Origin of the sequence: Azospirillum sp. BE72 (assembly GCF_031455875.1) — a bacterium.
In the GTDB taxonomy this organism is placed as follows: Bacteria; Pseudomonadota; Alphaproteobacteria; order Azospirillales; family Azospirillaceae; genus Azospirillum.
This window is the reverse complement of sequence record NZ_JAVDTO010000003.1, coordinates 182,991-206,690: the sequence shown is the minus strand read 5'-3', so window position 1 is coordinate 206,690 and position 23,700 is coordinate 182,991. Positions and strand designations below refer to the sequence as shown.

20 protein-coding genes are annotated in these 23,700 nt (G+C 68.4%); 7 read left to right on the top strand and 13 right to left on the bottom strand.

Annotation, left to right across the window (positions count from 1 at the left end):
- Nucleotides 1-5: 5 nt before the first annotated feature.
- The gene (locus J2Y49_RS12450) at nt 6-992 is read right to left on the bottom strand and encodes a BMP family ABC transporter substrate-binding protein (RefSeq protein ID WP_310115157.1); all 987 of its coding nucleotides are present in this window, start codon (nt 990-992) and stop codon (nt 6-8) included.
- A gap of 262 nt (nt 993-1,254) precedes the next feature.
- Between J2Y49_RS12450 and J2Y49_RS12445 the strand changes: the two genes are divergently transcribed.
- Nucleotides 1,255-1,893, top strand: coding sequence for a LysE family transporter (locus J2Y49_RS12445; protein WP_310115156.1), 639 nt, complete (start codon nt 1,255-1,257; stop codon nt 1,891-1,893).
- A 19-nt stretch (nt 1,894-1,912) separates the two neighbouring features.
- Here J2Y49_RS12445 and J2Y49_RS12440 read toward each other — a convergent pair whose 3' ends face one another.
- The 4 genes from J2Y49_RS12440 to J2Y49_RS12425 form a co-directional block, all read right to left on the bottom strand.
- Nucleotides 1,913-2,575 (bottom strand): DedA family protein, encoded by a 663-nt coding sequence (locus tag J2Y49_RS12440; RefSeq protein ID WP_310115155.1) that lies wholly within the window; start codon nt 2,573-2,575, stop codon nt 1,913-1,915.
- 78 nt (nt 2,576-2,653) lie between these two features.
- On the bottom strand, nt 2,654-3,283 hold the full coding sequence (locus J2Y49_RS12435; protein ID WP_310115154.1) for an HdeD family acid-resistance protein: 630 nt from the start codon (nt 3,281-3,283) through the stop codon (nt 2,654-2,656).
- An 87-nt stretch (nt 3,284-3,370) separates the two neighbouring features.
- Nucleotides 3,371-4,057, bottom strand: a complete 687-nt coding sequence (locus tag J2Y49_RS12430) for an outer membrane lipoprotein carrier protein LolA (protein WP_310115153.1) — start codon at nt 4,055-4,057, stop codon at nt 3,371-3,373.
- A gap of 116 nt (nt 4,058-4,173) precedes the next feature.
- Nucleotides 4,174-5,457, bottom strand: coding sequence for a UbiH/UbiF/VisC/COQ6 family ubiquinone biosynthesis hydroxylase (locus tag J2Y49_RS12425; RefSeq protein ID WP_310115152.1), 1,284 nt, complete (start codon nt 5,455-5,457; stop codon nt 4,174-4,176).
- A 396-nt stretch (nt 5,458-5,853) separates the two neighbouring features.
- On the opposite strand from J2Y49_RS12425, the gene glnK reads away from it, so the two are divergent.
- On the top strand, nt 5,854-6,192 hold the full coding sequence (glnK, locus tag J2Y49_RS12420) for a P-II family nitrogen regulator (protein ID WP_014189833.1): 339 nt from the start codon (nt 5,854-5,856) through the stop codon (nt 6,190-6,192).
- A 61-nt stretch (nt 6,193-6,253) separates the two neighbouring features.
- Here glnK and J2Y49_RS12415 read toward each other — a convergent pair whose 3' ends face one another.
- Entirely contained in the window at nt 6,254-6,817 is a 564-nt protein-coding gene (locus J2Y49_RS12415) for a DUF2239 family protein (RefSeq protein WP_310115151.1), read from the bottom strand.
- Between the two features lie 255 nt (nt 6,818-7,072).
- Here J2Y49_RS12415 and J2Y49_RS12410 point away from each other — a divergent pair, with 255 nt between their 5' ends.
- The gene (locus J2Y49_RS12410) at nt 7,073-8,329 is read left to right on the top strand and encodes an aminotransferase class I/II-fold pyridoxal phosphate-dependent enzyme (protein WP_310115150.1); all 1,257 of its coding nucleotides are present in this window, start codon (nt 7,073-7,075) and stop codon (nt 8,327-8,329) included.
- A 69-nt stretch (nt 8,330-8,398) separates the two neighbouring features.
- Entirely contained in the window at nt 8,399-11,011 is a 2,613-nt protein-coding gene (locus tag J2Y49_RS12405; protein ID WP_310115149.1) for a DNA translocase FtsK 4TM domain-containing protein, read from the top strand.
- A gap of 302 nt (nt 11,012-11,313) precedes the next feature.
- Here the strand turns inward: J2Y49_RS12405 and znuB are convergent, their stop codons facing one another.
- Both znuB and znuC read right to left on the bottom strand, forming a co-directional pair.
- On the bottom strand, nt 11,314-12,099 hold the full coding sequence (gene znuB / locus J2Y49_RS12400) for a zinc ABC transporter permease subunit ZnuB (RefSeq protein ID WP_310115148.1): 786 nt from the start codon (nt 12,097-12,099) through the stop codon (nt 11,314-11,316).
- Nucleotides 12,092-12,892: a zinc ABC transporter ATP-binding protein ZnuC gene (gene znuC / locus J2Y49_RS12395; RefSeq protein WP_310115146.1), complete on the bottom strand. Its 801-nt coding sequence runs from the start codon at nt 12,890-12,892 to the stop codon at nt 12,092-12,094. Before znuC ends, znuB begins: the two co-directional genes overlap by 8 nt.
- 89 nt (nt 12,893-12,981) lie before the next feature.
- On the opposite strand from znuC, the gene znuA reads away from it, so the two are divergent.
- Together znuA and dapB are read left to right on the top strand one after the other, a co-directional pair.
- Nucleotides 12,982-13,950: a zinc ABC transporter substrate-binding protein ZnuA gene (gene znuA, locus J2Y49_RS12390; protein WP_310115145.1), complete on the top strand. Its 969-nt coding sequence runs from the start codon at nt 12,982-12,984 to the stop codon at nt 13,948-13,950.
- A 76-nt stretch (nt 13,951-14,026) separates the two neighbouring features.
- On the top strand, nt 14,027-14,824 hold the full coding sequence (gene dapB, locus J2Y49_RS12385; RefSeq protein ID WP_310115144.1) for a 4-hydroxy-tetrahydrodipicolinate reductase: 798 nt from the start codon (nt 14,027-14,029) through the stop codon (nt 14,822-14,824).
- 22 nt (nt 14,825-14,846) lie between these two features.
- Here the strand turns inward: dapB and J2Y49_RS12380 are convergent, their stop codons facing one another.
- The 5 genes from J2Y49_RS12380 to J2Y49_RS12360 all read right to left on the bottom strand — a co-directional run bounded on the left by J2Y49_RS12380 (nt 14,847) and on the right by J2Y49_RS12360 (nt 21,972).
- Entirely contained in the window at nt 14,847-16,370 is a 1,524-nt protein-coding gene (locus J2Y49_RS12380) for an HD domain-containing phosphohydrolase (RefSeq protein ID WP_310115143.1), read from the bottom strand.
- Between the two features lie 227 nt (nt 16,371-16,597).
- Entirely contained in the window at nt 16,598-17,224 is a 627-nt protein-coding gene (locus tag J2Y49_RS12375) for a LysE family translocator (protein ID WP_310115142.1), read from the bottom strand.
- Between the two features lie 79 nt (nt 17,225-17,303).
- Nucleotides 17,304-19,085 (bottom strand): glycosyl hydrolase family 17 protein, encoded by a 1,782-nt coding sequence (locus J2Y49_RS12370; protein WP_310115141.1) that lies wholly within the window; start codon nt 19,083-19,085, stop codon nt 17,304-17,306.
- Between the two features lie 419 nt (nt 19,086-19,504).
- Nucleotides 19,505-20,278 carry a ferredoxin--NADP reductase gene (locus J2Y49_RS12365; RefSeq protein ID WP_014189844.1) on the bottom strand — a complete coding sequence of 258 codons (774 nt, stop codon included), beginning with the start codon at nt 20,276-20,278 and terminating at the stop codon, nt 19,505-19,507.
- A gap of 251 nt (nt 20,279-20,529) precedes the next feature.
- Entirely contained in the window at nt 20,530-21,972 is a 1,443-nt protein-coding gene (locus J2Y49_RS12360; protein WP_310115520.1) for a short-chain fatty acyl-CoA regulator family protein, read from the bottom strand.
- A gap of 314 nt (nt 21,973-22,286) precedes the next feature.
- Between J2Y49_RS12360 and aceA the strand changes: the two genes are divergently transcribed.
- Complete coding sequence (gene aceA, locus J2Y49_RS12355) at nt 22,287-23,564, top strand: isocitrate lyase (protein ID WP_194912519.1); 1,278 nt, start codon at nt 22,287-22,289, stop codon at nt 23,562-23,564.
- Nucleotides 23,565-23,700 lie beyond the last annotated feature (136 nt).

Here is a 23,700-nt window from a genome sequence, read left to right as displayed (position 1 = left end):
TTGTTTCAGGGCTTGTACGGCTTGACAGCCAGCGAGCCGGCGATGATCTGCTTCTCGGCCTCTTCCAGCTTGGCCTCCATCTCCGGCGTGATCAGCTTGCGGTTATGCTCGTCCAGCGCATAGCCGACACCGTCCTCCTTCAGGCCGACGACACGGTGGCCGGCCTTCCAGCTGCCCTCCTTCGCCGACTTCATGCAGTCATGGACGACGACGTCGACCCGCTTGACCATGGAGGTCAGCACCTTGCCGGGATGGACGTGGTTCTGGTTGCTGTCGACGCCGATGGCGAGCTTGCCGGCATCGGACGCCGCCTGCATCACGCCGAGGCCGGTGGCGCCCGCCGCGGCGAAGACCACGTCGGCGCCGCGGCCGAACTGGCTCTTGGCAAGTTCCGCCCCGCGGCCGGGATCGTTCCAGGCGGCCGGCGTGGTGCCGGTCATGTTGACGAACACCTCGGCGCCCGGCATCACATGCTTCACGCCCTGCTCGTAGCCGGTCAGGAAGTTGCGGATCAGCGGGATGTCCATGCCGCCGATGAAGCCGACCTTGCCGGTCTTCGACGCCAGCGCCGCCGCCATGCCGACCAGGAAGGAGCCCTCCTCCTCCTTGAAGGTCACGGACTGGACGTTGGGAGCCTCCAGCTTGTCGTCGATCAGGCAGAACTTGGTGTTGGGCGACTCCTTCGCCACCTTCTCCACCGCCGCGGTCTGCGAGAAGCCGACGGCGACGATCACCGAGGCTCCGCGGCGGACCAGCGTGCGCATGGCCTGCTCGCGCTGCCCCTCGTTCGTGATCTCGAACTCGCGATAGGCGGTGCCGGTAGCCTTCTTGAAGCGCTCGGCACCATTGTAGGCGGCCTCGTTGAAGGACTTGTCGAACTTGCCGCCCTGGTCGAACACCACGGCCGGCGAGAAGTCCTGCGCCAGCGCCTGGGGCCCGACCGCGGTGATCGCCGTCATCGCCAGCATGGCGGCAAGGATACGCGTCTTCATGTCCCACCCACTCCGGAAAGCCGAAACTTGACCCAAAGGATAACCGCGCCATCATTCCGCACAACAGGGAAAGCGGACGATACGGTGCAGCGAATCGCGGCGCCCCCGGTTGACGACGGGAACGGGGGCGTTTATCACCCCCGCCGATAGTCGTTGCGTCGAACCGGTTGCGGTTTGCAGCGGCATGCCGGCAAGGCCACAGGTTTTGGCGACAGGATCTGGCAATAGGTTCGGGGGGCGACGCTCGGTGGATGAAGTCTGGGTGCTTTTGCAGGGAATCGTTCTCGGATTCGCCATCGCCGCACCCGTGGGGCCGATCGGTCTTCTGTGCATCCGCCGCACCCTGCAGCACGGCCCCCTGATGGGCTTCTTCACCGGATTCGGCGCCGCGGTGGCTGACACCATCTACGGCGCCATCGCCGCCTTCGGCGTTTCGGCGGCACTCAGCTTTCTGCGCGGACACGAGACGGCCTTCCAGCTGATCGGCGGCATCTTCCTGCTGGTGGTGGCGATCCGCACCTTCCGCCAGCAGCCCGACGCGGAAGAGCGGGAGGCGGCCTCCGCCCCCGACACCAAATCCTGGTTCACCGGCTTCATGACCGGGCTGTCGCTGACCCTGACCAACCCGGCGACCATCATGGCCTTCATCGCCATCTTCGCCGGCTTCGGGCTGGGCGGCACGCTGGACCGGCTGGAGGCCTCGACCCTGGTGCTGGGCGTCTTCATCGGATCGTCGCTGTGGTGGATGACGCTGTCGATGGGCGTCGCCGCCGTCCGCCACCGCATCTCCGACCGCGGGCTGACCATGCTGAACCACTGCACTGGCGTGGCGCTCGGCGTTTTCGGCCTGTGGGCGCTGGGCATGGCCGCGACCGGCATCGTCGGCATGGCCTGGGCCTGATATCCGGAGCCTGACCCCGTCAGCAGCCTGCGGTCGGCGTGGCGGAAGGAGCGTCCGGCACCGCGCTTCCCTTGCGCAGCAGATGCAGGTGCTTGGTCAGCCGCCACAGATAGAGCCCGACCAGGACCACCAGCAGTCCGACGGTGAAATAGCCGATCAGCCGGTGTGCAAAAGGCCAGGTCGACAGCATGTAGCCGGTCCAGGCCAGCAGCGCCGTCCACAGGATCGAGCCGATCCCCGAGGCCAGCGAGTAGTTCAGGATCGACATCCTGCACGCCCCGGCCGGGATCGAGATCAGGGTCCGCACCCCCGGCACCGGCTGCGAGAACAGCACGGCGATGCCGCCGTGTTTGCCGAACCAATCGGTGCTCTGCCGCACCTTCTTCGGGTTGATGGTCAGCCAGGGACCGTATTTCTTCAGGAAGGCTTCCAGCCGGTCGCGGCCCATCAGCCGGCTGGGCAGGAACCACACCAGTTGCCCGGCCAGCGAACCGAACCCGCCGGCGATGGCGATCCCGACCAGCGTGAACTCGCCGGTCGCCGCCCCGATCCCGGCCAGCGGAATCACCGACTCGGCCGGCAGCGGCGGAAAGATCCGCGCGAGCGCCACCAGCAGGAAGATCCCGATATAGTGAAGGTGGTGCATGGTGTGCACCAGCCAGTCCGTCAATCCGCCATCCATTCCGTTCCATCCTCCCCCACCGGTCGATATGACCCGCATCGGGAAAACGGCCGGCTGCGGCAGACGGTTCCCGCCCCCTCACGCCGCCTTCGCCATCCCGCCGCCGGAGCCGCTGTTTTCCTGGTGGCAGCGCCGCAGCCGGAAGGCGGTCACCAGCGCCAGCATGCCGAACGCGATCAGATAGGCCGCCACACCCCAAGCGAGCGCCAGCAGACCCAGCGCCGGCAGCACCCACATGCTGAGGCCGAACAGGATCGACAGCACGCCGGCCACGCCCCAGGCCCATTTGCCGTGGGTGCGGTCCATGCGCCAGGCGCCCATCACCTCGGCGAAGCCGGTGATGACCGACCAGGCGGCGATCAGGAAGACCAGGGCGAACAGGCTGGCGGCCGGCCACAGCGCGGCGACGATGCCGGCGATCAGGCTGACGACGCCCTCCAGGATGAAGGGCAGCGAGCGTTCATGGTGGCGGGAGGCACGGATGCCGGCCATGATGGCGAAGACGCCGTCCAGCAGCAGATAGGCGGCGAAGGTCAGCGCCAGGGTCGCCACCGTCACGCCCGGCATCATCAACGCCAGTATCCCCAGCAGGATGGCCGCCGCCCCGCGCAACGCCAGCGCCCACCAGTTGCGCGCCAGCAGCATGTTCACGCTGTGCAGGCGGCTTGCGGGCTCAAGGGTCGCCCGCTGTGCCGGATCGTAGGACATGAAACGCCTCCCGCTGCCCGTCTTGCGAAATGACAACAGGAGGCGAAGGGTTTTGTTGCCGGCCCGGTATTGAAGATGTGGGACCGCTCAGTTGCCGCGGCCGAAGTCCGATCCGCGCGCCGGCTCCTTGAAATAGAACATCTCGCGGTCGAAGGTGACGTCGGTGCGCGGGTTCAGCAGGGCGACCTCGGTGGTCATGCCCTGGGCGTCCAGCACCCGCCACTTGCGCAGCTGGAAGGGACGGTCCTCGAACACCAGCGTCAGGGTGCCCTTGCCGGGATCCTTGGTCTCCAGCAGGCTGACCTCGATCACGCCGGGGGCCTGGAACACCTCTGTGACGGTCACGTCGCCCGACAGGCGGATGTTCTTGCGCAGAATGAAGTCGGCCAGCGTCGATCCGATCGGCGCGCTCGACTGCTGGCGCATCTCGCCATCCCAATAGAAGACGAAGCTGCCGTCGGCGACGATGAAGTCCTTCAGCGGTCGGTCATACTCCAGCCGCATCCGGCCGGGCCGCCACAGATAGAAGGTGCCGGTCGCCTGCCGCCCGTTGGGCGCCACCTGCAGGAACTTCGACTGCAGGGTGGTGATGTCGTTCAGATACTCCTCCACCTTGGCGACGATGGCTTGGTCCTGCGCCGAAAGCGACATGGGCGCGGCCGGCGCGGCGACGGCGGACTGGGCGAGCATGACCGGCAGCGGAGCCAGGAGTACGGCGGACAGCAGGGCGCCAGGCAACATGGAGCGGGAGAGGCGGCGAAGCACGATCTTCATCCTTGGTCGTAAGAGCCCGTATTCCTTAATCGGGCAGTGAGGCGGACATAAGGCGTCCGCCCCCCGCTGCCAAGGATTACCGGTGCCGGCAAAATGGCTGCTTCAAAGGGGCTTCCTCAAAGCGGCTGGCCCCGGATCATCCGCGGCAGGTCGCCGACCACGCCCATGGCGTGCTTCATGAAGAAGCGCTTGACCGGCGGCAGGCGGTTGATCGCCGCCATGCCCAGGTTGCGCGCCAACTTCAGCGGCGGGATGCTGTTGGAGAACAGGTGGACCAGCCCGTCGCACACCGCCGCCAGAAGCACGGTGTCGAAGCGGCGCCAGCGCTGGAAGCGGGCCAGCACCTCCGGCCCGCCGACGTCGAGGCCGAGGCGGTAGGCGTCGACCACCACCTCCGCCAATGCCGCGACGTCGCGCATGCCCAGGTTCAGCCCCTGCCCGGCGATGGGGTGGATGGCGTGCGCCGCCTCCCCCACCAGGGCCAGCCGGTCGGCGACGAAGCGGTCGGCCAACAGCACCGACAGCGGCCAGGCCTCGCGCTTGGTCAGCAGCATGATCTCGCCCAGATAGCCGCCGGAGCGCCGTTGCAGTTCGTCGATGAACTGGTCGTCGGGCAGAGCGAGGTAGGTGTCGACCAGCGAGGTCTTCTCGCTCCACACGATGGAACAGCGGTTGTCCGTCATCGGCAGGACGGCGAAGGGGCCGTTGGGCAGGAAATGCTCGACCGCGACGCCCTTGTTCGGCTCGGTGTGGCGAATGGTGCAGATGATGGCGCTCTGATCGTAGGACCAGCGCCGCACCCTGATCCCGGCGCTCTCGCGCGCCAGCGACCGCCGCCCGTCGGCGCCGACCAGCAGCCGGCCGCGCACCGTCCGCCCGTCGGCCAGCGTGACGGAAACACCGGACCGCGTGCGCTCCACCGCCGTCGCCTTGGCCGGCGCCAGATGGACCAGCCCCGGCAGCTCGGCCGCGCGCGTGAACAGGGCGCGGCGAATGTCCTTGTTGTCCAGAATCCAGCCGAAGGGCTGGTGCTTGCCCTCCATCGCCAGTTCGGTGTGGTCGTAATGGATGAACAGAGGCGAGAACTGGTCGGCGATGCGGATGTCCAGCATCGGACCGGCCTGATCGGCCATGTGGCGCCAGACGCCCGCCGACTCCAGCACCATCTTCGAGGCATAGGAGATGGCGGTGGTGCGGATGTCGAAATCCCCGCCGCCCTTGCGTTCCGGGCTGTCCTGGTCGATGCAGACCACCGGTACGCCGGCGCTGGCCAGCGCCGCCGCCATGGTCAGCCCGGCCAGACCGCCGCCCAGCACCACGACCTCGGTGGTGATGTCGCCGCCGACGCCTCCCTGGGGGGGGATGGTCGCGTTGCCCGATTCGGTGCCCGGTACGGCCATGATGCTCGCTGCCCTCTCGCCTTCTTGCGCCTGCGCTGCGGTCGACCGGCCGGACGTGAGCCTTGCCGGTGCCGCGCGCGGTGAAACAATTGTCGCACGGGGGCGTCCTGTCCAGTCTCCTGTCCCCGGCCGGCGGCCGCCATGCACCGGACAGATTGCCGCTGAGCAATTTTTGAGCAGATGCCGCCCTTTTGAGCGCCCAATCAACAGGCATATTCCCATCGTTGCAGCGCATTTCAACCGGCACGATTCTTGTAATCGTTGCTTTTTGCGGTCGACGCGAACAGGCTTGGGCCATCGGCGGAAGGACGGAACGGCTGTCGGGCCGGACTGGAACCGCAATTGGCGGCCACAGCCTTTATCCGCGGCCGGAACAACGCTTTAAGGGGAAGCCACATGAAACTGGTTATGGCCATCATCAAGCCGTTCAAGCTCGACGAAGTGCGCGAGGCGCTGACGTCGCTCGGGATCCAGGGCCTGACCGTCAGCGAGGTCAAGGGCTTCGGCCGCCAGAAGGGCCAGACGGAAATCTACCGCGGCGCCGAATATTCCGTGAGCTTCCTGCCCAAGGTGAAGGTCGAGGTCGCGGTGTCCGACGACCAGTACGAGCAGGTGGTCGAGGCGATCCAGAAGGCCGCCAACACCGGCCGCATCGGCGATGGCAAGATCTTCGTGCTGGAGATCGCCCAGGCCGTGCGCATCCGCACCGGCGAGACCAACTCCGAGGCGCTGTAAGGCTGCCGGCCCCAAGGATGCCGGCAATGGCGGGCGCGCGTCTGCGCGCCTGTCCGCTTTCTCAGCCGGCAAACGCATCCGCCGCCAGCGTCCGGATATAATCCCGCTGGTCGGCGGGCCAGTCCGCCGTCAACGCGTCGAACCGCGCACGGTCCGCGGCATAGAGCGCCCGAACCGCTTCCTCATAGCCCGGCCGGTCGCCGGCCAGTTCCAGCATGACGCGATAGGCGGCGTCCTGCGCATGGCGCACGCGGTCCTTCGCCTCGTTGCCCTTGCGCGCCTCGTCCACCAGCTTGCGCAGCGCCACCGACGCCCCGCCCGGCTGGGCGTTCAGCCAGTCCCAATGACGCGGCAGCAGCGTCACCTCCCGCGCCACCACCCCCAGTTTCGGCCGCCCCGGCCCCCTCGGCGGCGGAGCAAGACGCCACGCGACCTCCTCATCGCTTCCCCGCAGATCGAGGTCGACCGCCTTTCCAGTGGCATCGTCGAACACCAGCACCGGCGGTCCGTCCGGCTCCGCGTCCAGCGCCGCCCGCAACGCCCGTGCGACGCTCAGCGCATCCCCGGCGGCAAGGCGGCGCTCGCCACGGAAGGCGGTGCAGAGGGTCTCGGCGGTGACGGACATGGACGGACTCCGGTTGTGAGGACGGCTTTTTACCCGGATGAAATGTGGAAGTCAATATTATCCGGGTATAATGGCGGAATGGGAAAGAGTCACCCCCCTGTGACCGTTCGGCCACCTGCCGCGCTCAGCCGCAAGCAAGGGCTTTGGGCGCTTGTGCCCCCCGTGCCCCGCCGATAGGATCGGTCGCTCGTAAGGCGTGGCCGTCGCCCCTGGCCGGGGTGCGGCACCCGGGGTGGGAAGAGGGTTCCGGTCGTCATGGTCTCTGCCGATTTCAGCGTCAACAGCGGTGCCGTCTTCACCGAGGCGATCGGCAACGATCGGCTCGACCTGCTGACCGACTATCCGTTCACCCGGCTGGCCAACCTGCTGGCGCCGATCACCCCGCGCGCCAACGTCGCCCCCATCCTGCTGACGGTGGGCGAGCCGCAGCACACCCCGCCCGCCATCATCGAAGAGACGCTGCGCGCCAACGGCGCCGGCTGGAACAAGTATCCGCCGGTCGGCGGCACGCCGGAGTTCCGCGCCGCGGCCGGCGACTGGCTGACCCGCCGCTACGACCTGCCGGCCGGACTGCTGCACGCCGACAGTTCCATCCTGCCGCTGTCCGGCACGCGCGAGGCCCTGTTCATGCTGGCCCTGCTGGCGGTCCCGACGCGCAAGGCCGGGCGCCAGCCCGCGGTTTTGATGCCGAACCCCTTCTATGCACCTTACGAGGGGGCGGCGGTGATGGCGGGGGCGGAGCCGGTGTTCCTGTCGGCCACCCGCGAGACCGGCTTCCTGCCCGACCTCGACGCGCTGACGCCGGAGTTGCTGGAACGCACCGCCCTCTTCTATCTCTGCACCCCTGCCAACCCGCAGGGCGCCGCCGCCTCCCCGGCCTATCTGGCCAAGGCCATCGGGCTGGCGCGGCAATACGGTTTCGTGCTGGCGGTCGACGAATGCTATGCCGAGATCTGGCTGGACGCGCCGCCGGTCGGCGCCCTCCAGGTCGCAACCGCCCTGCCGCACGAGGACGGGAAGCCCTGGGCCAACCTGCTGGTCTTCCATTCGCTGTCCAAGCGGTCGAGCGCGGCCGGCCTGCGCTCCGGCTTCGTCGCCGGCGACCCGGCGCTGATCGGGCGCTTCTCCCGCCTGCGCAGCTACGGCTGTGCCGGCATGCCGCTGCCGATCCTGGCCGCCAGCACCGCGCTGTGGCGCGACGAGGCGCATGTGGAGGAGAACCGCGCCGCCTACCGCGCCAAGTTCGCGGCGGCGGAGGCGGAGCTGGGCGGGCGCTACGGCTATCAGCGGCCGGCCGGCGGCTTCTTCCTGTGGCTGGAGGTCGGCAACGGCGAGGAGGTGGCCAAGCGGCTGTGGGCGGAGGGCGCCGTCCGCGTGCTGCCCGGTGCCTACCTGTCGCGCAGCAACCCCGGAGAGCCGAACCCCGGCGAGGCCTTCATCCGCGTGGCCCTGGTGCAGGACACCGACACCGTCGCCCAGGCCTGCGCGTCCATCGTCCGCATTCTCGGCTGACCGGTTCCGGCCCGTCCCGGCTCCGACCAGCCCGTCTTTTCGGTTTCTACAGCACGAGGTTTCCGCCCCATGGCCCGACCCGCCGGCCCCACCTCCGCGCGCCCCCGGCCCAGCCTGGGACGGACCGCCCCCAGCCCGCGCAAGGGGTCGCCCCGCGATAGCGCCAAGGATCTGGGAGCCAAGGATCCGGGGAAGGACCGCCTGCGCACCGGCCGCAGCCGGCAGGAAAAGCCGCCCTTCTTCTCCCCGGCCATGCGCGCCTTCGTCGTCGCGCGCGCGCGGGAGGCGATGGGCTTCGTGCTGGGGCTGTTCGGCCTGCTGCTGATGGTGCTGCTGGGCAGCTACGATCCGCGCGACGCCTCGCTGAACTCGGTTCCCGCCACGGCGGGGGACACCCACAACCTGTTCGGTCCTCCCGGCGCCTATGTCGCCGACCTGCTGATCCAGTCGCTGGGCTGGGCCGCCTTCGTCATCGCGCTGGTGCCGATGTTCTGGGGCTGGCGGCTCGGTGCCCAGCGCAAGCTGGGGAATCCGCTGTTCCGCACCGTGCTGGCCCTGTGGGGGGTGATCCTGGTGTCGATGGCGCTGGCCGGCCTGACCGACCCCTCCACCGATCCGCTCGCCCCCCTGCCCGGCGGCAGCATCGGCCAGATCCTGCTGCGCGGCGTCGGCAACCTGTTCGGGGCGGAGCCGATGGTGGCGACCGTCGCCGCGGTCGGCGGTGGGCTGGTGCTGTTCCTGGCAGCCGGCCTGACGATCGGCGAATGGATCGCCAGCTTCCGCGCGCTGGGCCGCGGCACCGTGAACGGTGTCCATCTGATCCGCCACGGAGCCCGCAGCGGCGTGGACGCCCTACGCCGCCATGGCCGCAACGCGGCGCAGGCCGCGGTGCAGACCGCCTCCATCGCGGTGGACGATGCGCTGCGCGGCGACGGGTCTCCCAAGCGCAAAGGTCCCAGCTTCGACGATGCCGTGCGCGTCGACCCGCTTCCCCCCGCCGGCCTGGATGCCGGTCCGGTGACGCTGTCCGCCGCACCGACCGCCGCCGAGAAGCCGTTGCGCCCGGTCCCCATTGTCACTCCACCCAAATCTGCCGTGTCGGAGCGCGACGCCGCCAAGGCCGACCCGCGCCAGACCCGCCTGCCCCTGGGCGAGGAGGACGGTCCGCCGGGTTACGAGCTGCCGCCGCTCGATCTGCTGCAGGTGCCGCCCACCGGAATCCGCGGCGAACAGCTGGACGAGGCGGCGCTCCAGCGCAACGCCAGCCAGCTGGAAGGCGTGCTGGGCGATTTCGGCGTGCGCGGCGAGATCCAGAAGGTCCATCCCGGCCCGGTCGTCACCCTGTACGAGCTGGAACCGGCCCCCGGCACCAAATCGTCCCGCGTCATCGGTCTGGCCGACGACATCGCCCGCTCGATGAGCGCGGTGTCGGTCCGTGTCGCCGTGGTGCCCGGCCGCAACGTCATCGGCGTCGAGCTGCCGAACGCCAGGCGGGAGACCGTGCTGCTGCGCGAGTTGATGGCGGCGGAAGGCTTCGACAAGCATGGCGGCAAGCTGGCGCTGGCGCTCGGCAAGGACATCGGCGGCCAGCCGGTGGTCGCCGACCTCGCCCGCTTCCCCCACCTGCTGGTCGCCGGCACCACCGGTTCGGGCAAGTCGGTGGCGATCAACACGATGATCCTGTCGCTGCTCTACCGGCTGCCGCCGGAGCGCTGCCGCTTCATCATGATCGACCCCAAGATGCTGGAACTGTCAGTCTACGAGGGCATCCCCCACCTGCTGACGCCGGTCGTCACCGACCCCAAGAAGGCGGTGGTCGCGCTGAAATGGACGGTGCGGGAGATGGAGGACCGCTACCGCAACATGTCCAAGCTGGGCGTGCGCAACATCGAGGGCTACAACGCCCGCCTGCGCGAGGCGCGCGAGGGCGGCGAATCGCTCACCCGCCGCGTCCAGACCGGCTTCGATCCCGACACCGGCAAGCCGCTGTTCGAGGAGCAGCCGCTCGACCTCACCGAACTGCCCTACATCGTCGTGATCGTCGACGAGATGGCCGACCTGATGCTGGTCGCCGGCAAGGACATCGAGGCGGCGATCCAGCGTCTGGCACAGATGGCGCGTGCCGCCGGCATCCACCTGATCATGGCGACGCAACGCCCCTCGGTCGACGTCATCACCGGCACCATCAAGGCCAACTTCCCCACCCGCATCAGCTTCCAGGTCACCAGCAAGATCGACAGCCGCACCATCCTGGGCGAACAGGGCGCCGAACAGCTGCTGGGCCAGGGCGACATGCTCTACATGGCCGGCGGCGGCCGCATCACCCGCGTCCACGGCCCCTTCGTCTCCGACCATGAGGTCGAACAGATCGTCAAGTTCCTCAAGGCGCAGGGCGAGCCCAACTATGTCGACGCCATCCTGGAGGACGAGGAGGGCGAGGAGTCCTTCGACGACGGCGCCCTGCCCGGCACCGGCGGCGGGTCCGGCGACGACCTCTACGACAAGGCGGTGGCGGTGGTCTGCCGCGAGCGCAAGGCCTCGACCAGCTTCATCCAGCGCCAGCTGCGCATCGGCTACAACTCCGCCGCCCGCCTGATCGAGCGGATGGAGACCGAAGGGGTGGTCAGCAAGCCCAACCACTCCGGCAAACGCGAAGTCCTGGCGCGCAACATCGACGAATGAGTGTTTTCAGGCACCCCGTTGACAGCGGGCGGGTGCAACACCAATATCGGGGGTAGGCGGGCCGGGGACGGCAATTCCCCGGTCCGCCCGCCCGATCTTAGTGCATCAGAAGGTCAAGCAGCCGCTTGACGATCTCCAGCACCAGGATCAGGAGAGTGAGGATCTTCTCCATCCTCCAGCCCTCCATTGGTACGGCGGCAGTGGTGGCCAGTCCGCCACTGCGTCCGCCGCCGGACTATGGCGCAGGCGGGCACCTCCGCAAACGGGAAATCCATGCAATCGTGTTCTTTTCCTGATTGCAATCAACGACGCAGCGGCACCAGCGATCCCAGCAGGAACAGCGCGGCAGCGGCAACCACCACGCTCGGCCCGCCCGGCAAATCCCAGTTCAGCGACGCCAGCAGCCCAGCGACCACCGCCACGACACCCAGGACCGAGGCCAGCGCCGCCATACCCTCCGGCGTGCGGGCGAAGCGGCGGGCGGCGGCCGCCGGGATGATCAGCAGCGAGGTGATCAGCAGGATGCCGACGATCTTCATGGCGATGGCGATCACCAGCGCGATCAGCAGCATGAAGGCCAGCCGCAGGGCGTCGACCGGCATGCCCTCCACCCGCGCCAGATCCTCGTCCACCGTCACCGCCAGCAGCCGGCGCCACAGCAGCGCCAACCCGGTCAGCGCCACCGCGCCACCGCCATAGATCGCCATCAGGTCGCCGTCGGTCACCGACAGAATGTCGCCGAACAGATAGGCCATCAGGTCGACGCGCAGCGTCTCCAGGAAGGCCAGGGCCACCAGCCCGAGCGACAGCGAGCCATGCGACAGGATGCCCAGCAGAGTGTCCGCCGCAAGGTTGCGCCGCCGCTGCAGCGCCACCAGCGCCAGCGCCAGCGCCACGCAGACCACCATCACGCCGACCATCGGGTTGACGCCCAGCAGGAAGCCCAGCGTCACGCCCAGCAGAGCCGAATGGGCCAGCGTGTCGCCGAAATAGGCCATGCGCCGCCACACCACGAAGGATCCAAGCGGCCCGGCCAGCAGGGCGATGCCGCCGCCGGCGAGCAGCGCGCGGATCAGGAAATCATCCATGGCAGCATCCCCCGTCATGGTCGGGCACGACCTTGCCGTCCTCGGCATGGGCGTGATCGTGGTGATGGACATAGACGGCGAGGTCGCCTGCATGGCCGCCGAACAGGGCATGATATTCCGGATGCCGGCTGACATCCTCCGGCCGGCCGGAACAGCAGACATGGCCGTTCAGGCACACCACCCGGTCGGTGCGCGCCATCACCGTGTGCAAATCGTGGCTGACCAGCAGCACGCCGCAGCCGCGCCGCTGCCGCACCTGGGCGATGCGGTGGAACAGTTCCGCCTGCCCATGGACGTCCACCGCCTGGTCCGGCTCGTCCAGAACCAGCAGGTCGGGGTCGCTCAGCAGAGCGCGGGCCAGCAGCACCCGCTGCATCTCGCCACCGGAAATGGTCTGCACCGCCGAGTCGGCCAGCCGCGCCACCCCGGCCTCCTCCAGCGCCGCCTCCACCCGGTCGGCGGTCACCGGCCGCCACAGCGCCAGGAAACGCCGCACGGTCAGCGGCAGCGTCTGATCCACAGACAGCTTCTGCGGCATGTAGCCGACGCGCAGGTTCGGGCGCCGCAGCACCCGTCCGCCGTCGGGCGCCACCAGCCCCAGCACGGCGCGCACCAGCGTCGTCTTGCCGGCGCCGTTGGGACCGATCAGCGTCACAACCTCCCCCGGCTGGACGGCGACGTTGACGCGGTCCAGCACGGTGCGGCGGCCGAAACGGACGGTCAGATCCTCGGTCCAGGCGAGCGGGCCGGCGAAGAGCGCGGAGGTATCCCGGTTTGGGTGAGGTATTGACATGTTACGTTATAACGTGACACCAAAGTGAACGTGGCTTCCCTATGCGCTGAAACCAGCAGCCTGTCCAGCAAGTCGAGAGGATCCCTCCCATGCGCCGATTCGCGCTGTTCACCACCCTGACCGCAGCCCTTGCCGCAGTTGCCGCGTTGCCGGCCCGTGCCGAGGTGCCGAAGGTGGTGGTGTCGATCAAACCGATCCACTCCCTGGTCGCGTCGGTCATGCATGGGGTGGGCGAGCCGACGCTGCTGGTGCGCGGCGGCGCCTCGCCGCACAGCTACACGATGAAGCCGTCGGACGCGAAGGCGCTGTCGGCCGCCGATCTGGTGGTCTGGGTGGGGCCGGAACTGGAGAGCTTCCTGGAAAAGCCGCTGAAGGCCAATGCGCCCAAGGCGACGCTGCTGACGCTGATGGACCTGAAGGGCCTGACCCTGTTGGAAACCCGCGAGGGCGGCGCCTGGGAGGCACATGACCATGGTCGGAAGGGGGGCCATGATCATAAAGGTCACGACCATAAAGGCCACGATCACGCCGAAGAGCACGAGGAACTGAACAGCCACATCTGGCTCGATCCCGCCAACGCCCGCGCCATCGTGACCGCTTTGGCGGAGGCGCTTGCCGCCAAGGACCCCGCCGGGGCAGAGACCTATCGCACCAACGCCGACCGCACGCTGCAGCAGCTCGACGGGCTGGATGCGGAGCTGAAGGCCGCGCTCGCGCCGGTGAAGGACAAGCCCTTCGTCGTCTTCCACGACGCCTACCAGTATTTCGAGGCGCGCTACGACCTGTCGGCGGTCGGCTCCATCACCGTCAGCCCGGACCGCCGCCCGTCCGCCAAGCGGCTGTCGGCGATCCGCGCCAAGATCGGCGGGCTGGGTGCGGCCTGCGTCTTTGCCGAACCGCAGTTCGAACCCGCGCTGGTCCAGACGGTGGTGGAAGGCACCAAGGCCGGGACCGGCGTGCTCGACCCCGAGGGCACCGAGCTGCCGGAGGGCGAGGCGCTCTACCCCGCCCTGCTGCGCAACCTCGCCGCATCGCTGCGCGGCTGCCTTGGCGCTTAAGCCCCGGCCGGGCCTGTGCTAAACCGCTGAGAGGGCGGAAAAGTCCGGCCGGAACGCTGAACAGGGGATGGGCGTCATGAAGATCGGTGTCGTCGGGTGCGCGGGGCGCATGGGGCAGATGCTGGTGCGCGAGATCGCGGCGACCGCGGGCTGCACGCTGGCCGGCGGGACCGAGCGGGTGGGCGGCCCGGCGCTGGGCAAGGATCTCGGCGTTCTGGCCGGGCTCGACCCGCTGGGCGTGACCGCCATCGACGATCCGGTCACCCTGTTCGCGGAGGCCGACGCTGTGATCGACTTCACCAGCCCGGAGTCGACGGAGCGTCATGCCGCCCTGGCCGCCCAGTCCGAAACCGTGCTGGTCGTCGGCACCACCGGCCTGAACCCGTCGCAGCAGGCCGCCATCGCCACCGCGGCCACCCACACGGCGATCATCCAGTCGCCGAACATGTCGCTGGGCGTCAACCTGCTGCTGGCGCTGGTGGAGCAGGTCGCCCACACGCTGGACGACGACTTCGACATCGACATTCTGGAGATGCACCACCGCCGCAAGGTGGATGCGCCGTCGGGCACCGCGCTGGGCCTCGGCCATGCCGCGGCGGCCGGGCGCGGGGTCAGGCTGGAGGATGTCTGGCAGAAGGTCCGCGACGGCCACACCGGCGCCCGTCCGCGCGGCGAGATCGGCTTCGCCACGCTGCGCGGCGGCGACGTCATCGGCGACCACACGGTGATCTTCGCCAGCGAGGGCGAGCGGATCGAACTGACCCACAAGGCGTCCGGCCGCCAGATCTACGCCAAGGGCGCCGTCCGCGCCGCCCTGTGGGCGCAGGACAAGACGCCGGGCCTCTACAGCATGCGGGACGTGCTGGGTCTCTGACCTCCCGGACGGGGCGGCGGCTCTACACCCCCGCCCCTTCCCGCGTCAGCACCGCCAGGAAGGCATCGACGACGCGCGGGTCGAAATGGCTCCCCGACTCGGCGCGCAGCAGGTCCAGCACCTCGCCGATGTCCCACGCCTTCTTGTAGGGGCGGCGGTGCAGCAGCGCATCGAAGACGTCGGCGACGGCGACGATGCGGCCGGAGAGCGGAATGGCGTCGCCCGCCAGCCCGCGCGGATAGCCGCTGCCGTCGAACTTCTCGTGATGGCTCTCGGCGATCTCCGCCCCCATCGACAGGTAGCCGCGCCGGTCGCCGCCGCAGGCGTCGCGCAGGATGCTGCCGCCGATGGACGCGTGGTCGCGCATGACCGCCATCTCCGCCGCGTCCAGCCGGCCGGGCTTGCGCAGGATGGCATCCGGGATGCCGACCTTGCCCACGTCATGCAGCACGCTGGCCAGCCCGATAGTGTCGCAGAACGAGTCGTCCAACTCGCCCGCGAAGTCGCCGCGGGCGTGCAGTTCCCGCGCGATCGCCGTGGCCCAGCGGCCCAGCCGCTTCACATGGTCGCCGGTGACCTCGTCCTTGTATTCGGCCAGCTTGCCGAGCGCGTGGACGGTGGCGACCTGCGCCTCGTTCAGCCGCTCGTAGAGCCGCAGATTGTCCAGCCCGACCGCCGCCTTGGTGCAGAGCAGTTCCAGCAGCGGCCGGTCGCCCTCCGCAAACGGACCGCCGAGCAGGCAGAGCGCCAGCGGCGCCGCATCGCGGCCGCGCAGGACGGCCACGCCGTGTCGCGCTCCCCATCGCACCTGCCCATCGCCCGGTGCGGCGGCCAGCGCGGCGGCCAGCGCGGCGGCGATGTCGGCCACGGCCTCCGCCGGCGGATCGGCCGGCAGCCCGGCTTCGGCGAGGATCGCCACGCCGCCGTCCTCCCCGGCCCCGCACAGCAGGGCGGTGGTGGCGTCGGTCACCAGGGCCGACGCCCGCCCCACCAGCCCGGCCAGGAACTGGGACCGCGACCGCAGGCCGGCCAGATGGACGGCGGCCTCCATCACCCGCTCCAACCCCTGCCGGCCGCGTTCGATGGTGGCGATGTGCTGGTAGGAGCGCAGGGCCGCGACGGTCGCGGTGTAGAGCTTCTGCGCCGTCAGCTCGCTCTTGGCCTTGTAGTCGTTGATGTCATAGGCGGCGATCACCTGCCGCTCGGGCGCCTGCCCCGGCTGGCCGGTGCGCAGGATGATGCGGATCTGCCGGTTGCCCATCTCCTCGCGGATGTGGCGGACCAGCTTCAGTCCGGCATCGTCGGTCTCCATCACCACGTCCAGCAGGATGGCGGCAATCCCCGGATTTTCGGCCAGCAGCGACCGCGCCTGCCGCGCGGTGTAGGCGGACAGGAAGCGGACCGGCCGCTCCTCGAACGTCATTTCGCCGAGGACGACGCGGGTGATGGCGTGGACCTCGTGGTCATCGTCGACGATCAGGATCTGCCAGGGGGGGTTCTGCCGAACGCCGGCCGCATCGACGGTCTCGGCGGCGAACTCCAACACATCCCCAGCGGGCTCCCGCCTGGCCTCTTCCGCCATTTCGCCCCTGTTGCAGCCGTCGGCCATCACCGCCCCCGCGGATCGATTCGCTTCCGCCGGCTCCATGAAAGTTACCGGCGCGTGCATCCCCCTGGTTGTCGACAATTTTCAGTGAAGTTATCTTGCTTTGTCAATAAATCGCCGGGTGCGTGCGTGTGTCGCGCGTCGCATTTCCCCGGGCCACGAGCGCGTCAGGCGGTCCGCTTCCAGGCGACGGTCAGCAGCCCGGCCCCCATCAGCAGCGACCCGCCGACGCGGTTGACCGTGCGCTGCACCGACGGCGTCCGCACCGCGCGCCGTGCCGCCGAGGCCAGCAGGGCGTATCCGGCGGCGTTCAGCGTCGCCAGCACCAGGAAGGTCGCCTCCATCACCACCATCTGTTCGGCCAGCGGCCGGCCGGGATCGAGGAACTGCGGCAGGAAGGCAACGAAGAAGACGATGCTCTTGGGATTCAGCGCGGTGACGGCATAGGTGTGCAGCATCATGCGCCAGGGGCGGACGGCCGAGTCGTCGGCCACCGTTTCGGCACCGCGGACCGGGGCCCGCCACAGCTTGATGCCGAGATAAAGCAGATAGGCGGCGCCGGCCCATTTCAGCAGGGTGAACAGTGCCGCCGAGGTCGACAGCAGCACCCCCAGCCCCAGCATCGAGGCGGTCATCGCGGTGAAGTCGCCCAGCGCCACCCCCGCCACAGTCGCCATGGCCGATTTGCGTCCGTGGCCCAGCGCGTAGGAGACGACGATCAGCACCGTCGGCCCCGGGATCATCAGCATCACGGCGGAGGCGGCGGCGAAGGCGAGCCACAGGTCGGGGGACATCGAACGGGTCTCCGGTTAAGGCCAGGAACCCGCTCATCAATCCACAGCGCTACGGCCCGCGCAATGGGTCTCTGCGACCTCAGATCCGCCGCAGCGGACGCCGGGCACTCCACACCCCGGCCAGGAAGGGCAGCGCCAGCAGGACCTGCAACGCCGCCCAGCCCAGTGCCTCCCAGTTCGGCAGGGTCCAATCGACCTCGTGCAGCGCCTCCATGAAGGGAAGCTGGCCGTAGATCAGCGACTCGAGCGGGACGAATCCCTCGGCCACCACGGTCAGCAGCGCGCCCAGCAGCAGCCCGAAGCCCAGCAGCGACTCCACCGGCATGCGGCGGACGGCACCGCACAGGCCGCGCGGCTCCCCATCGTCCACCGGGATCGCCGGGCGGAACAGGCTGGCGATGCCAAGCGCATCGCGCGTCTGGGTCCCCACCGGGCGGCGGGCGGCGCGGATCAGCCCCAGCGCCGGCAGAGCCACCGCCGGGATCAGCAGGTAGGGGTTGGGGAAGTCGCGATAGCGGCCGTCGTAGATGATGAGAACCGACCAGACCAGCGCCGCGACGCCCAGCGCCACCGCGCTCCACCGCCCCACCCGCTCGGTGCGGGTCAGGGCCGGGCGGGCGTGACGCAGGCCGACCAGCGGCTCGCGCGCCAGACCGCCGCTAGCCAGCGCGCGGTGGGCGGTCAGCAGCACCGCCAGCACCAGGGCGGCGGTTAGGGCCAGCATGCCCACGGCCAGCGTGGTGTCCTGCCAGTAATGCTTGCCATGCGCCGCCACGAAGCCGGCGCGGACATAAAGCGTGGACAGCGCCTGCGCCAGCAGGATCAGCACCACCCAGCCGGTACCCGGCAGATGGCGGCGCAGCAGGGCCAGCCCGCCCAGCAGAACCAGCGCCAGCCCGCTGGAGATCGCGAACAGCCAGGGCCAAGCCACATTGCCGACGACCGGCCCGGCCAGCGAGAATTTCGGCGTGCGGTCGGCGTTGTAGAGGCCCCAATGGCCGCCGACGGTGCCCTCCAGCTTCGCCTTCCACTCCTGGTCGAAGGCCTCGATCACGTTGTAGTCGAAGCCCTCCTGCTCGGCCATGCGGACGAAGGCATTGACGAATTTCGCCTTGTTGACCAGCCCCGGCACGGCGGCCCCGCGGGACCGGCCTTCCGTCGGCCAGCCGGTCTCGCCGACCAGGATCGGCTTGCCGGGAAAGCGCTGGGCGATGGTGCGGTAGCTGTGGCGGATGCGCTCGGTGGCGCCCTCCACGCCGGCCGGCACGTCCTCCCAGTAGGGCAGCAGATGGATGGTCAGGTAATCGACGTGATCCGCGATCTGCGGGTATTTCAGCCACCATTCCCACACGTCGGCATAGGACACCGGCTGCTTCACCGCCGCCTTGACCCGGTCGATGTAGCCGGTGACCTGCTCCGGCGTCAGTTCGCGCCGCAGCAGCACCTCGTTGCCGACGATGACACGGGTGATGACGTCGGGATAGCGGTTGGCGAGATCGATCAGCGAGGCGATCTCCGCCTCGTTCTTCTCGGTCTTGGAGGACAGCCACGCCCCCATGGTGACCTGGATCCCGTGCCTGCGTGCCATCTCCGGCACCACCTGGAGCCCTTCCAGCGAGGTGTAGGTGCGGATGCCGGCCACCTGCGGCGCCAATGCCGCGAGGTCTTCCTCGATCTGGGCATTGGTCGGGAAGACCTGGGTCAGCGGGCTCTGGCCGTCGCGGAAGGGGGCGAAGGACACGCTGCGCAGCTTGCCCCCCGGCGGCGGATCGAGCGGCACCGGGCGGTTCGGCAGGGACCAGACGGCGAGATTCGCGAGGCCGGCGACGAGGATCGCGGCGATGATGAGGATCAGGCGCATGGGCGGGATGTCTACACCAAAGGCTTGACGGTTTGAACGGTGACCGTCGCACCAACAGGCCGGACGGTGATTTTATTCACGGATGCGGACAGAAAATGGGCGCGCCCCCCAAAAGGAGGCGCGCCCAGTCGGTCAAGGATTGAGTGACGTGCCTTCGTCACGGGTTGGTAAACCGGCGGGAGGGGGAGTTTATTCCGCTGGGGGGTGTGACTTTGTGGGGACGTCAGCCCCCCACCCCAACCCTCCCCCGCTGGGCGGGGGAGGGGGCAAGTGCTTGTGCGGGAAAGCGGCGGCAGTCCCTCCCCCGCTCAGCTCTCGCACAAAGCTTTGCTTTGTGCTGACGCGGCAGGCGGACCGTAGGTCCGCTGAGAGCGGGGGAGGTTAGGTGGGGGTCTAACGCGGCATAAAAGCCAACACCCTCACCGCTCCACAAACGCCTTCTCGATGACGAACCCGCCCGGCTCGCCGTTGGTGCCCATGACGAAGCCGCGCTTTTCCATCATCGCGGTGGTCTCGGCCAGCATCGCCGGGCTGCCGCAGATCATCACGCGGTCCTTCTCGGCGTCCAGTTCCGGCAGGCCCAGGTCGCTGTACAGCTTGCCCGTCTCCATCAGCGTGGTCAGGCGGCCCTGGTTGCGGAAGGGCTCGCGCGTCACGGTGGGGTAATACAGCAGCTTTTCCTTCACCTGCTCGCCGAAGAACTCGTTCTCCGGCAGGCTGTGGTGGATCAGGTCGTCATAGGCCAGCTCCGCCACGGTGCGGGTGCCGTGGGTCAGGATCACCCGGTCGAACTTCTCGTACATCTCCGGGTCCTTGATGATGCTGAGGAACGGCGCCAGGCCGGTGCCGGTGCTCAGCAGATACAGGTTCCGCCCGGGAAGCAGGTTGTCGGTGATCAGCGTGCCGGTCGCCTTGCGGTTCACCAGCAGCGTGTCGCCTTCCTTCAGGTGCTGGAGCCGCGATGTCAGCGGGCCGTCCTGCACCTTGATGCTGAAGAACTCCAGCGTTTCCTCGTAATGCGCGCTGACGAGGCTGTAGGCGCGCAGCAGGGGCCGGCCGTCGACCTCCAGCCCGATCATGGTGAACTGCCCCGGCAGGAAGCGGAAGGACGGATCGCGCGTGGTGGTGAAGCTGAACAGCGTGTCGGTCCAGTGGTGAACGGTCAGCACGCGCTCTTTGATCAGATTGCTCATGGGGGCGTTCCAAAACCTGTCGAGGCAAAGCTCGGTTGGCGGTGTTCAAGCCGCAATGTTCAAACCATCGTCCGGGACGCTGCATCAGGTGGCCGGTGCGCGATGACGCAAGCGGAGCTGCCGCGACGCAACGGCCGAAACCTATCAACAAACCCGGTCGAAGGCCACGGATTTATACCAGTCAAACGACGGGCTTTCCGGCAAACAACACAGTCTGCGCCGTACAACATTGATCCCGGTCAATCGCCGTCTCACTCCGCGCTGGGCGGGGCAAACAGGTAGGGCGAGAGGCCGCGCAGGTTCTCGTCGACGATAAGCCGATGATTCAGCGGCGGAAACGCCCGCTGCGAACAGTCCAGCCGCGGGCAGAGCCGGCAATTCACCCCGATCGGCGTCGCGGCATCGGTGTTGGACAGGTCGAACCCGTCCGCATAGGTGACCTGAGCCGCATGCTGGACATCGCAGCCGAGAGCGACGGCGAATTGCTGCGGCGGGCTGCGGTGGCCGCCGCCGGCCTTCACCACCGTGCGGGCAATGGAGAAATAGGCGGTGCCGTCCGGCATTTCCGCCATCTGGCTGTGGATCTTGCCGGGCGTGCGGAAGGCGTCGTAGACGACCCAGCGCGGGCAGCCGCCGCCGAAGCGGGCGAAATGGAAGCCGGCGCCGGAAAAGCGCTTGGACACATTGCCGGCGCTGTCCACCCGCATGAAGAAGAAGGGCACGCCCTTGGCGCCGGACCGATGCAGGGTGGTCAGCCGATGGCAGACCTGCTCGAACGACGCGTCGAAGCGCCGCCGCAGGATCTCGATGTCGTAGCGGACCTGGGTCGCCGCCTCGTGGAAGCGGGCATAGGGCATCAGCACCGCCGCGGCGAAATAGTTCGCCAGCCCGATGCGGGCCAGCCGCCGCGCCTCGTCGCCGGACAGGTTGGCGGAATCGACGATGCCGTTCAGCAGGTCGCGGTGGCGCAGCAGGGCAATCTGGCAGGCCAATTGGAAGGTGCGTCCCGACGGCGCCAGCATCTCCGACAGCAGGATGCGCCGGCTGTGGCGGTCGAAGCGGCGCACGGCATAGCCCATCACCTCCGACGGCAGCAGGCGGACGCGCACGCTGTGCTGGGTGTTCAGCCAGTCGACCAGCCCGCGGTAGAGGTCGCCGCGCTCCAGCTTGCCGTCCTGCCACAGGCCTTCGGCCGCCGCCTCCAGGTCGGGAAAATGGTTGGAATGGGTCTGGAACAGGTCGCGCACCTCGTCCTGCGGGAAGCCGGCGCTCTGCACCAGATGCAGCTTCTCGCGGTCGGCCACCCGCTCCGCCAGAGCCTGCAGATCGTCGCGCGCCCCGCGGAAGCCGCGGTAGAGCGCCACCACCGCCTGCCCCAGCGTCGGCGCCACCGCCGCCAGTTCGCGGAAATCCTGGTTCTTGATGTCGGAGCCGTCGAACAGCGGGTCGGCGAACACCTCGCGCAATCCCGCCACCAGCCGGCTTTCCTCGTCCTCGGCGAAAGCCTGCAGATCGACGCCGAACTGGTGGCCCAGCTTCAGCAGCAGCGGCACCGTGACCGGGCGCTGGTTGTGCTCGATCAGGTTCAGATAGCTGGGGGAGATGCCCAGCTGCTCCGCCATCTGGGCCTGGGTCAGGCCGTGGTCGCGGCGCAGGCGGCGGACCTTCGGACCCAGCATCGCCTTCTTTTCCATGGTCGCCACGACAGCTCCTCCAGCTTTCTCTGACTTTACAAGATTTACGGATTTACAGGTTTTTGAAAACGGCAGTTTACAAACGGACCTTTTTACAAACAAGGGCTTATTGCAACGCACTCGGGCGGGGTTTAAGTCTTGGTTCACGGCCGCGCTGTAAAGCGCAAGCGGCCCCGAAGACACCGGCGGCAGAGCAAGGGCGGGAGGAAACGCCACTGCGCACAACCGGTTGTCGGGACCGACAAAAGGCCCGCCCCGAGACCCCAGTTCCGCCCCGATCCACCGGGCGCACCGGACAACAAGGAACCTGACCCATGTCGCTCGATGAAAAGACCAAGGCCGCCATCCACGCCGCCCGTTACGAGGGCATCCGCCGCGACTACACCATGGACGACGTCAAGCGTCTGAGCGGCTCGGTCAAGATCGAGTACACGCTGGCCGAGTTGGGCGCGCGCCGCATGTGGGAACTGCTGAACACCGAGCCCTACATCAACACGCTGGGTGCGCTGACCGGCAATCAGGCGATGCAGGCGGTCAAGGCCGGCCTGAAGGCCATCTACCTGTCGGGCTGGCAGGTCGCCGGCGACGCCAACACGGCCGGCCAGATGTACCCGGACCAGAGCCTGTATCCGGTCAACTCGGTGCCGGCGGTGGTCGAGCGCATCAACAACGCCTTCAAGCGCGCCGACGAGATCCAGACCTCCGAGGGCAAGGGCGACACCTACTGGTTCGCGCCGATCATCGCGGATGCCGAAGCCGGCTTCGGCGGCCCGCTGAACGCCTTCGAGCTGATGAAGTCGATGATCAAGGCCGGCGCCGCCGGCGTGCACTGGGAAGACCAGCTGGCTTCGGAAAAGAAGTGCGGCCATCTCGGCGGCAAGGTTCTGATCCCGACGCAGCAGCACATCCGCACGCTGAACGCCGCCCGTCTGGCCGCCGACGTCTGCGGCACCTCGACCCTGGTGATCGCCCGCACCGACGCGGAGTCGGCGCAGCTCATCACCTCGGACATCGACGAGCGTGACCATCCCTTCATCGATTTCGACAGCGGCCGCACCACCGAGGGCTTCTTCCGCCTGAAGAAGGGCATGGGCGTCGATCACTGCATCGCCCGCGGCCTGTCCTACGCGCCGTATTCGGACCTGATGTGGTGGGAGACCTCCAAGCCGAACCTGGACGAGGCGCGCCGCTTCGCCGAGGCCGTGCACAAGCAGTTCCCGGGCAAGATGCTGGCTTACAACTGCTCGCCGTCCTTCAACTGGAAGGCCAACCTGGACGACGCCACCATCGCCAAGTACCAGCGCGAGCTGGGCGCCATGGGCTACAAGTTCCAGTTCGTCACGCTGGCCGGCTTCCACAGCTTGAACTACTCGGCCTTCACGCTCGCCAAGGGTTACGCCGAGCGCGGCATGGCCGCCTACTCCGAACTGCAGCAGGCCGAGTTCGCGGCCGAGAAGGACGGTTACACCGCCACCAAGCACCAGCGCGAAGTCGGCACCGGCTACTTCGACGCGGTCGCCACGGCGATCTCCGGCGGCACCTCCTCGACCACCGCTTACAAGGACTCCACCGAGGCTGACCAGTTCCATTGATCGCAGGTTCCGATCAAGGGGATTGGTCCGTGATCCGGTGTGCGAGCCGGATCTTTTCGAACGGCTGATGCTTTGACTTGCCGACGGCCGGGGGCCTTCCCCCCGGCCGCTTTTTTGTGTCCGAACGATTTTGAAG

What these genes read in the sequence shown, in the direction of transcription:
- J2Y49_RS12450 (WP_310115157.1), bottom strand. Translation starts at nt 992, where the DNA reads ATGAAGACGCGTATCCTTGCCGCCATGCTGGCGATGACGGCGATCACC.
- J2Y49_RS12440 (WP_310115155.1), bottom strand. Translation starts at nt 2,575, where the DNA reads ATGGATGGCGGATTGACGGACTGGCTGGTGCACACCATGCACCACCTT.
- J2Y49_RS12435 (WP_310115154.1), bottom strand. Translation starts at nt 3,283, where the DNA reads ATGTCCTACGATCCGGCACAGCGGGCGACCCTTGAGCCCGCAAGCCGC.
- J2Y49_RS12430 (WP_310115153.1), bottom strand. Translation starts at nt 4,057, where the DNA reads ATGAAGATCGTGCTTCGCCGCCTCTCCCGCTCCATGTTGCCTGGCGCC.
- J2Y49_RS12425 (WP_310115152.1), bottom strand. Translation starts at nt 5,457, where the DNA reads ATGGCCGTACCGGGCACCGAATCGGGCAACGCGACCATCCCCCCCCAG.
- glnK (WP_014189833.1), top strand. Translation starts at nt 5,854, where the DNA reads ATGAAACTGGTTATGGCCATCATCAAGCCGTTCAAGCTCGACGAAGTG.
- J2Y49_RS12415 (WP_310115151.1), bottom strand. Translation starts at nt 6,817, where the DNA reads ATGTCCGTCACCGCCGAGACCCTCTGCACCGCCTTCCGTGGCGAGCGC.
- J2Y49_RS12410 (WP_310115150.1), top strand. Translation starts at nt 7,073, where the DNA reads ATGGTCTCTGCCGATTTCAGCGTCAACAGCGGTGCCGTCTTCACCGAG.
- J2Y49_RS12405 (WP_310115149.1), top strand. Translation starts at nt 8,399, where the DNA reads ATGGCCCGACCCGCCGGCCCCACCTCCGCGCGCCCCCGGCCCAGCCTG.
- znuB (WP_310115148.1), bottom strand. Translation starts at nt 12,099, where the DNA reads ATGGATGATTTCCTGATCCGCGCGCTGCTCGCCGGCGGCGGCATCGCC.
- znuC (WP_310115146.1), bottom strand. Translation starts at nt 12,892, where the DNA reads ATGTCAATACCTCACCCAAACCGGGATACCTCCGCGCTCTTCGCCGGC.
- znuA (WP_310115145.1), top strand. Translation starts at nt 12,982, where the DNA reads ATGCGCCGATTCGCGCTGTTCACCACCCTGACCGCAGCCCTTGCCGCA.
- dapB (WP_310115144.1), top strand. Translation starts at nt 14,027, where the DNA reads ATGAAGATCGGTGTCGTCGGGTGCGCGGGGCGCATGGGGCAGATGCTG.
- J2Y49_RS12375 (WP_310115142.1), bottom strand. Translation starts at nt 17,224, where the DNA reads ATGTCCCCCGACCTGTGGCTCGCCTTCGCCGCCGCCTCCGCCGTGATG.
- J2Y49_RS12370 (WP_310115141.1), bottom strand. Translation starts at nt 19,085, where the DNA reads ATGCGCCTGATCCTCATCATCGCCGCGATCCTCGTCGCCGGCCTCGCG.
- J2Y49_RS12365 (WP_014189844.1), bottom strand. Translation starts at nt 20,278, where the DNA reads ATGAGCAATCTGATCAAAGAGCGCGTGCTGACCGTTCACCACTGGACC.
- J2Y49_RS12360 (WP_310115520.1), bottom strand. Translation starts at nt 21,972, where the DNA reads ATGGAAAAGAAGGCGATGCTGGGTCCGAAGGTCCGCCGCCTGCGCCGC.
- aceA (WP_194912519.1), top strand. Translation starts at nt 22,287, where the DNA reads ATGTCGCTCGATGAAAAGACCAAGGCCGCCATCCACGCCGCCCGTTAC.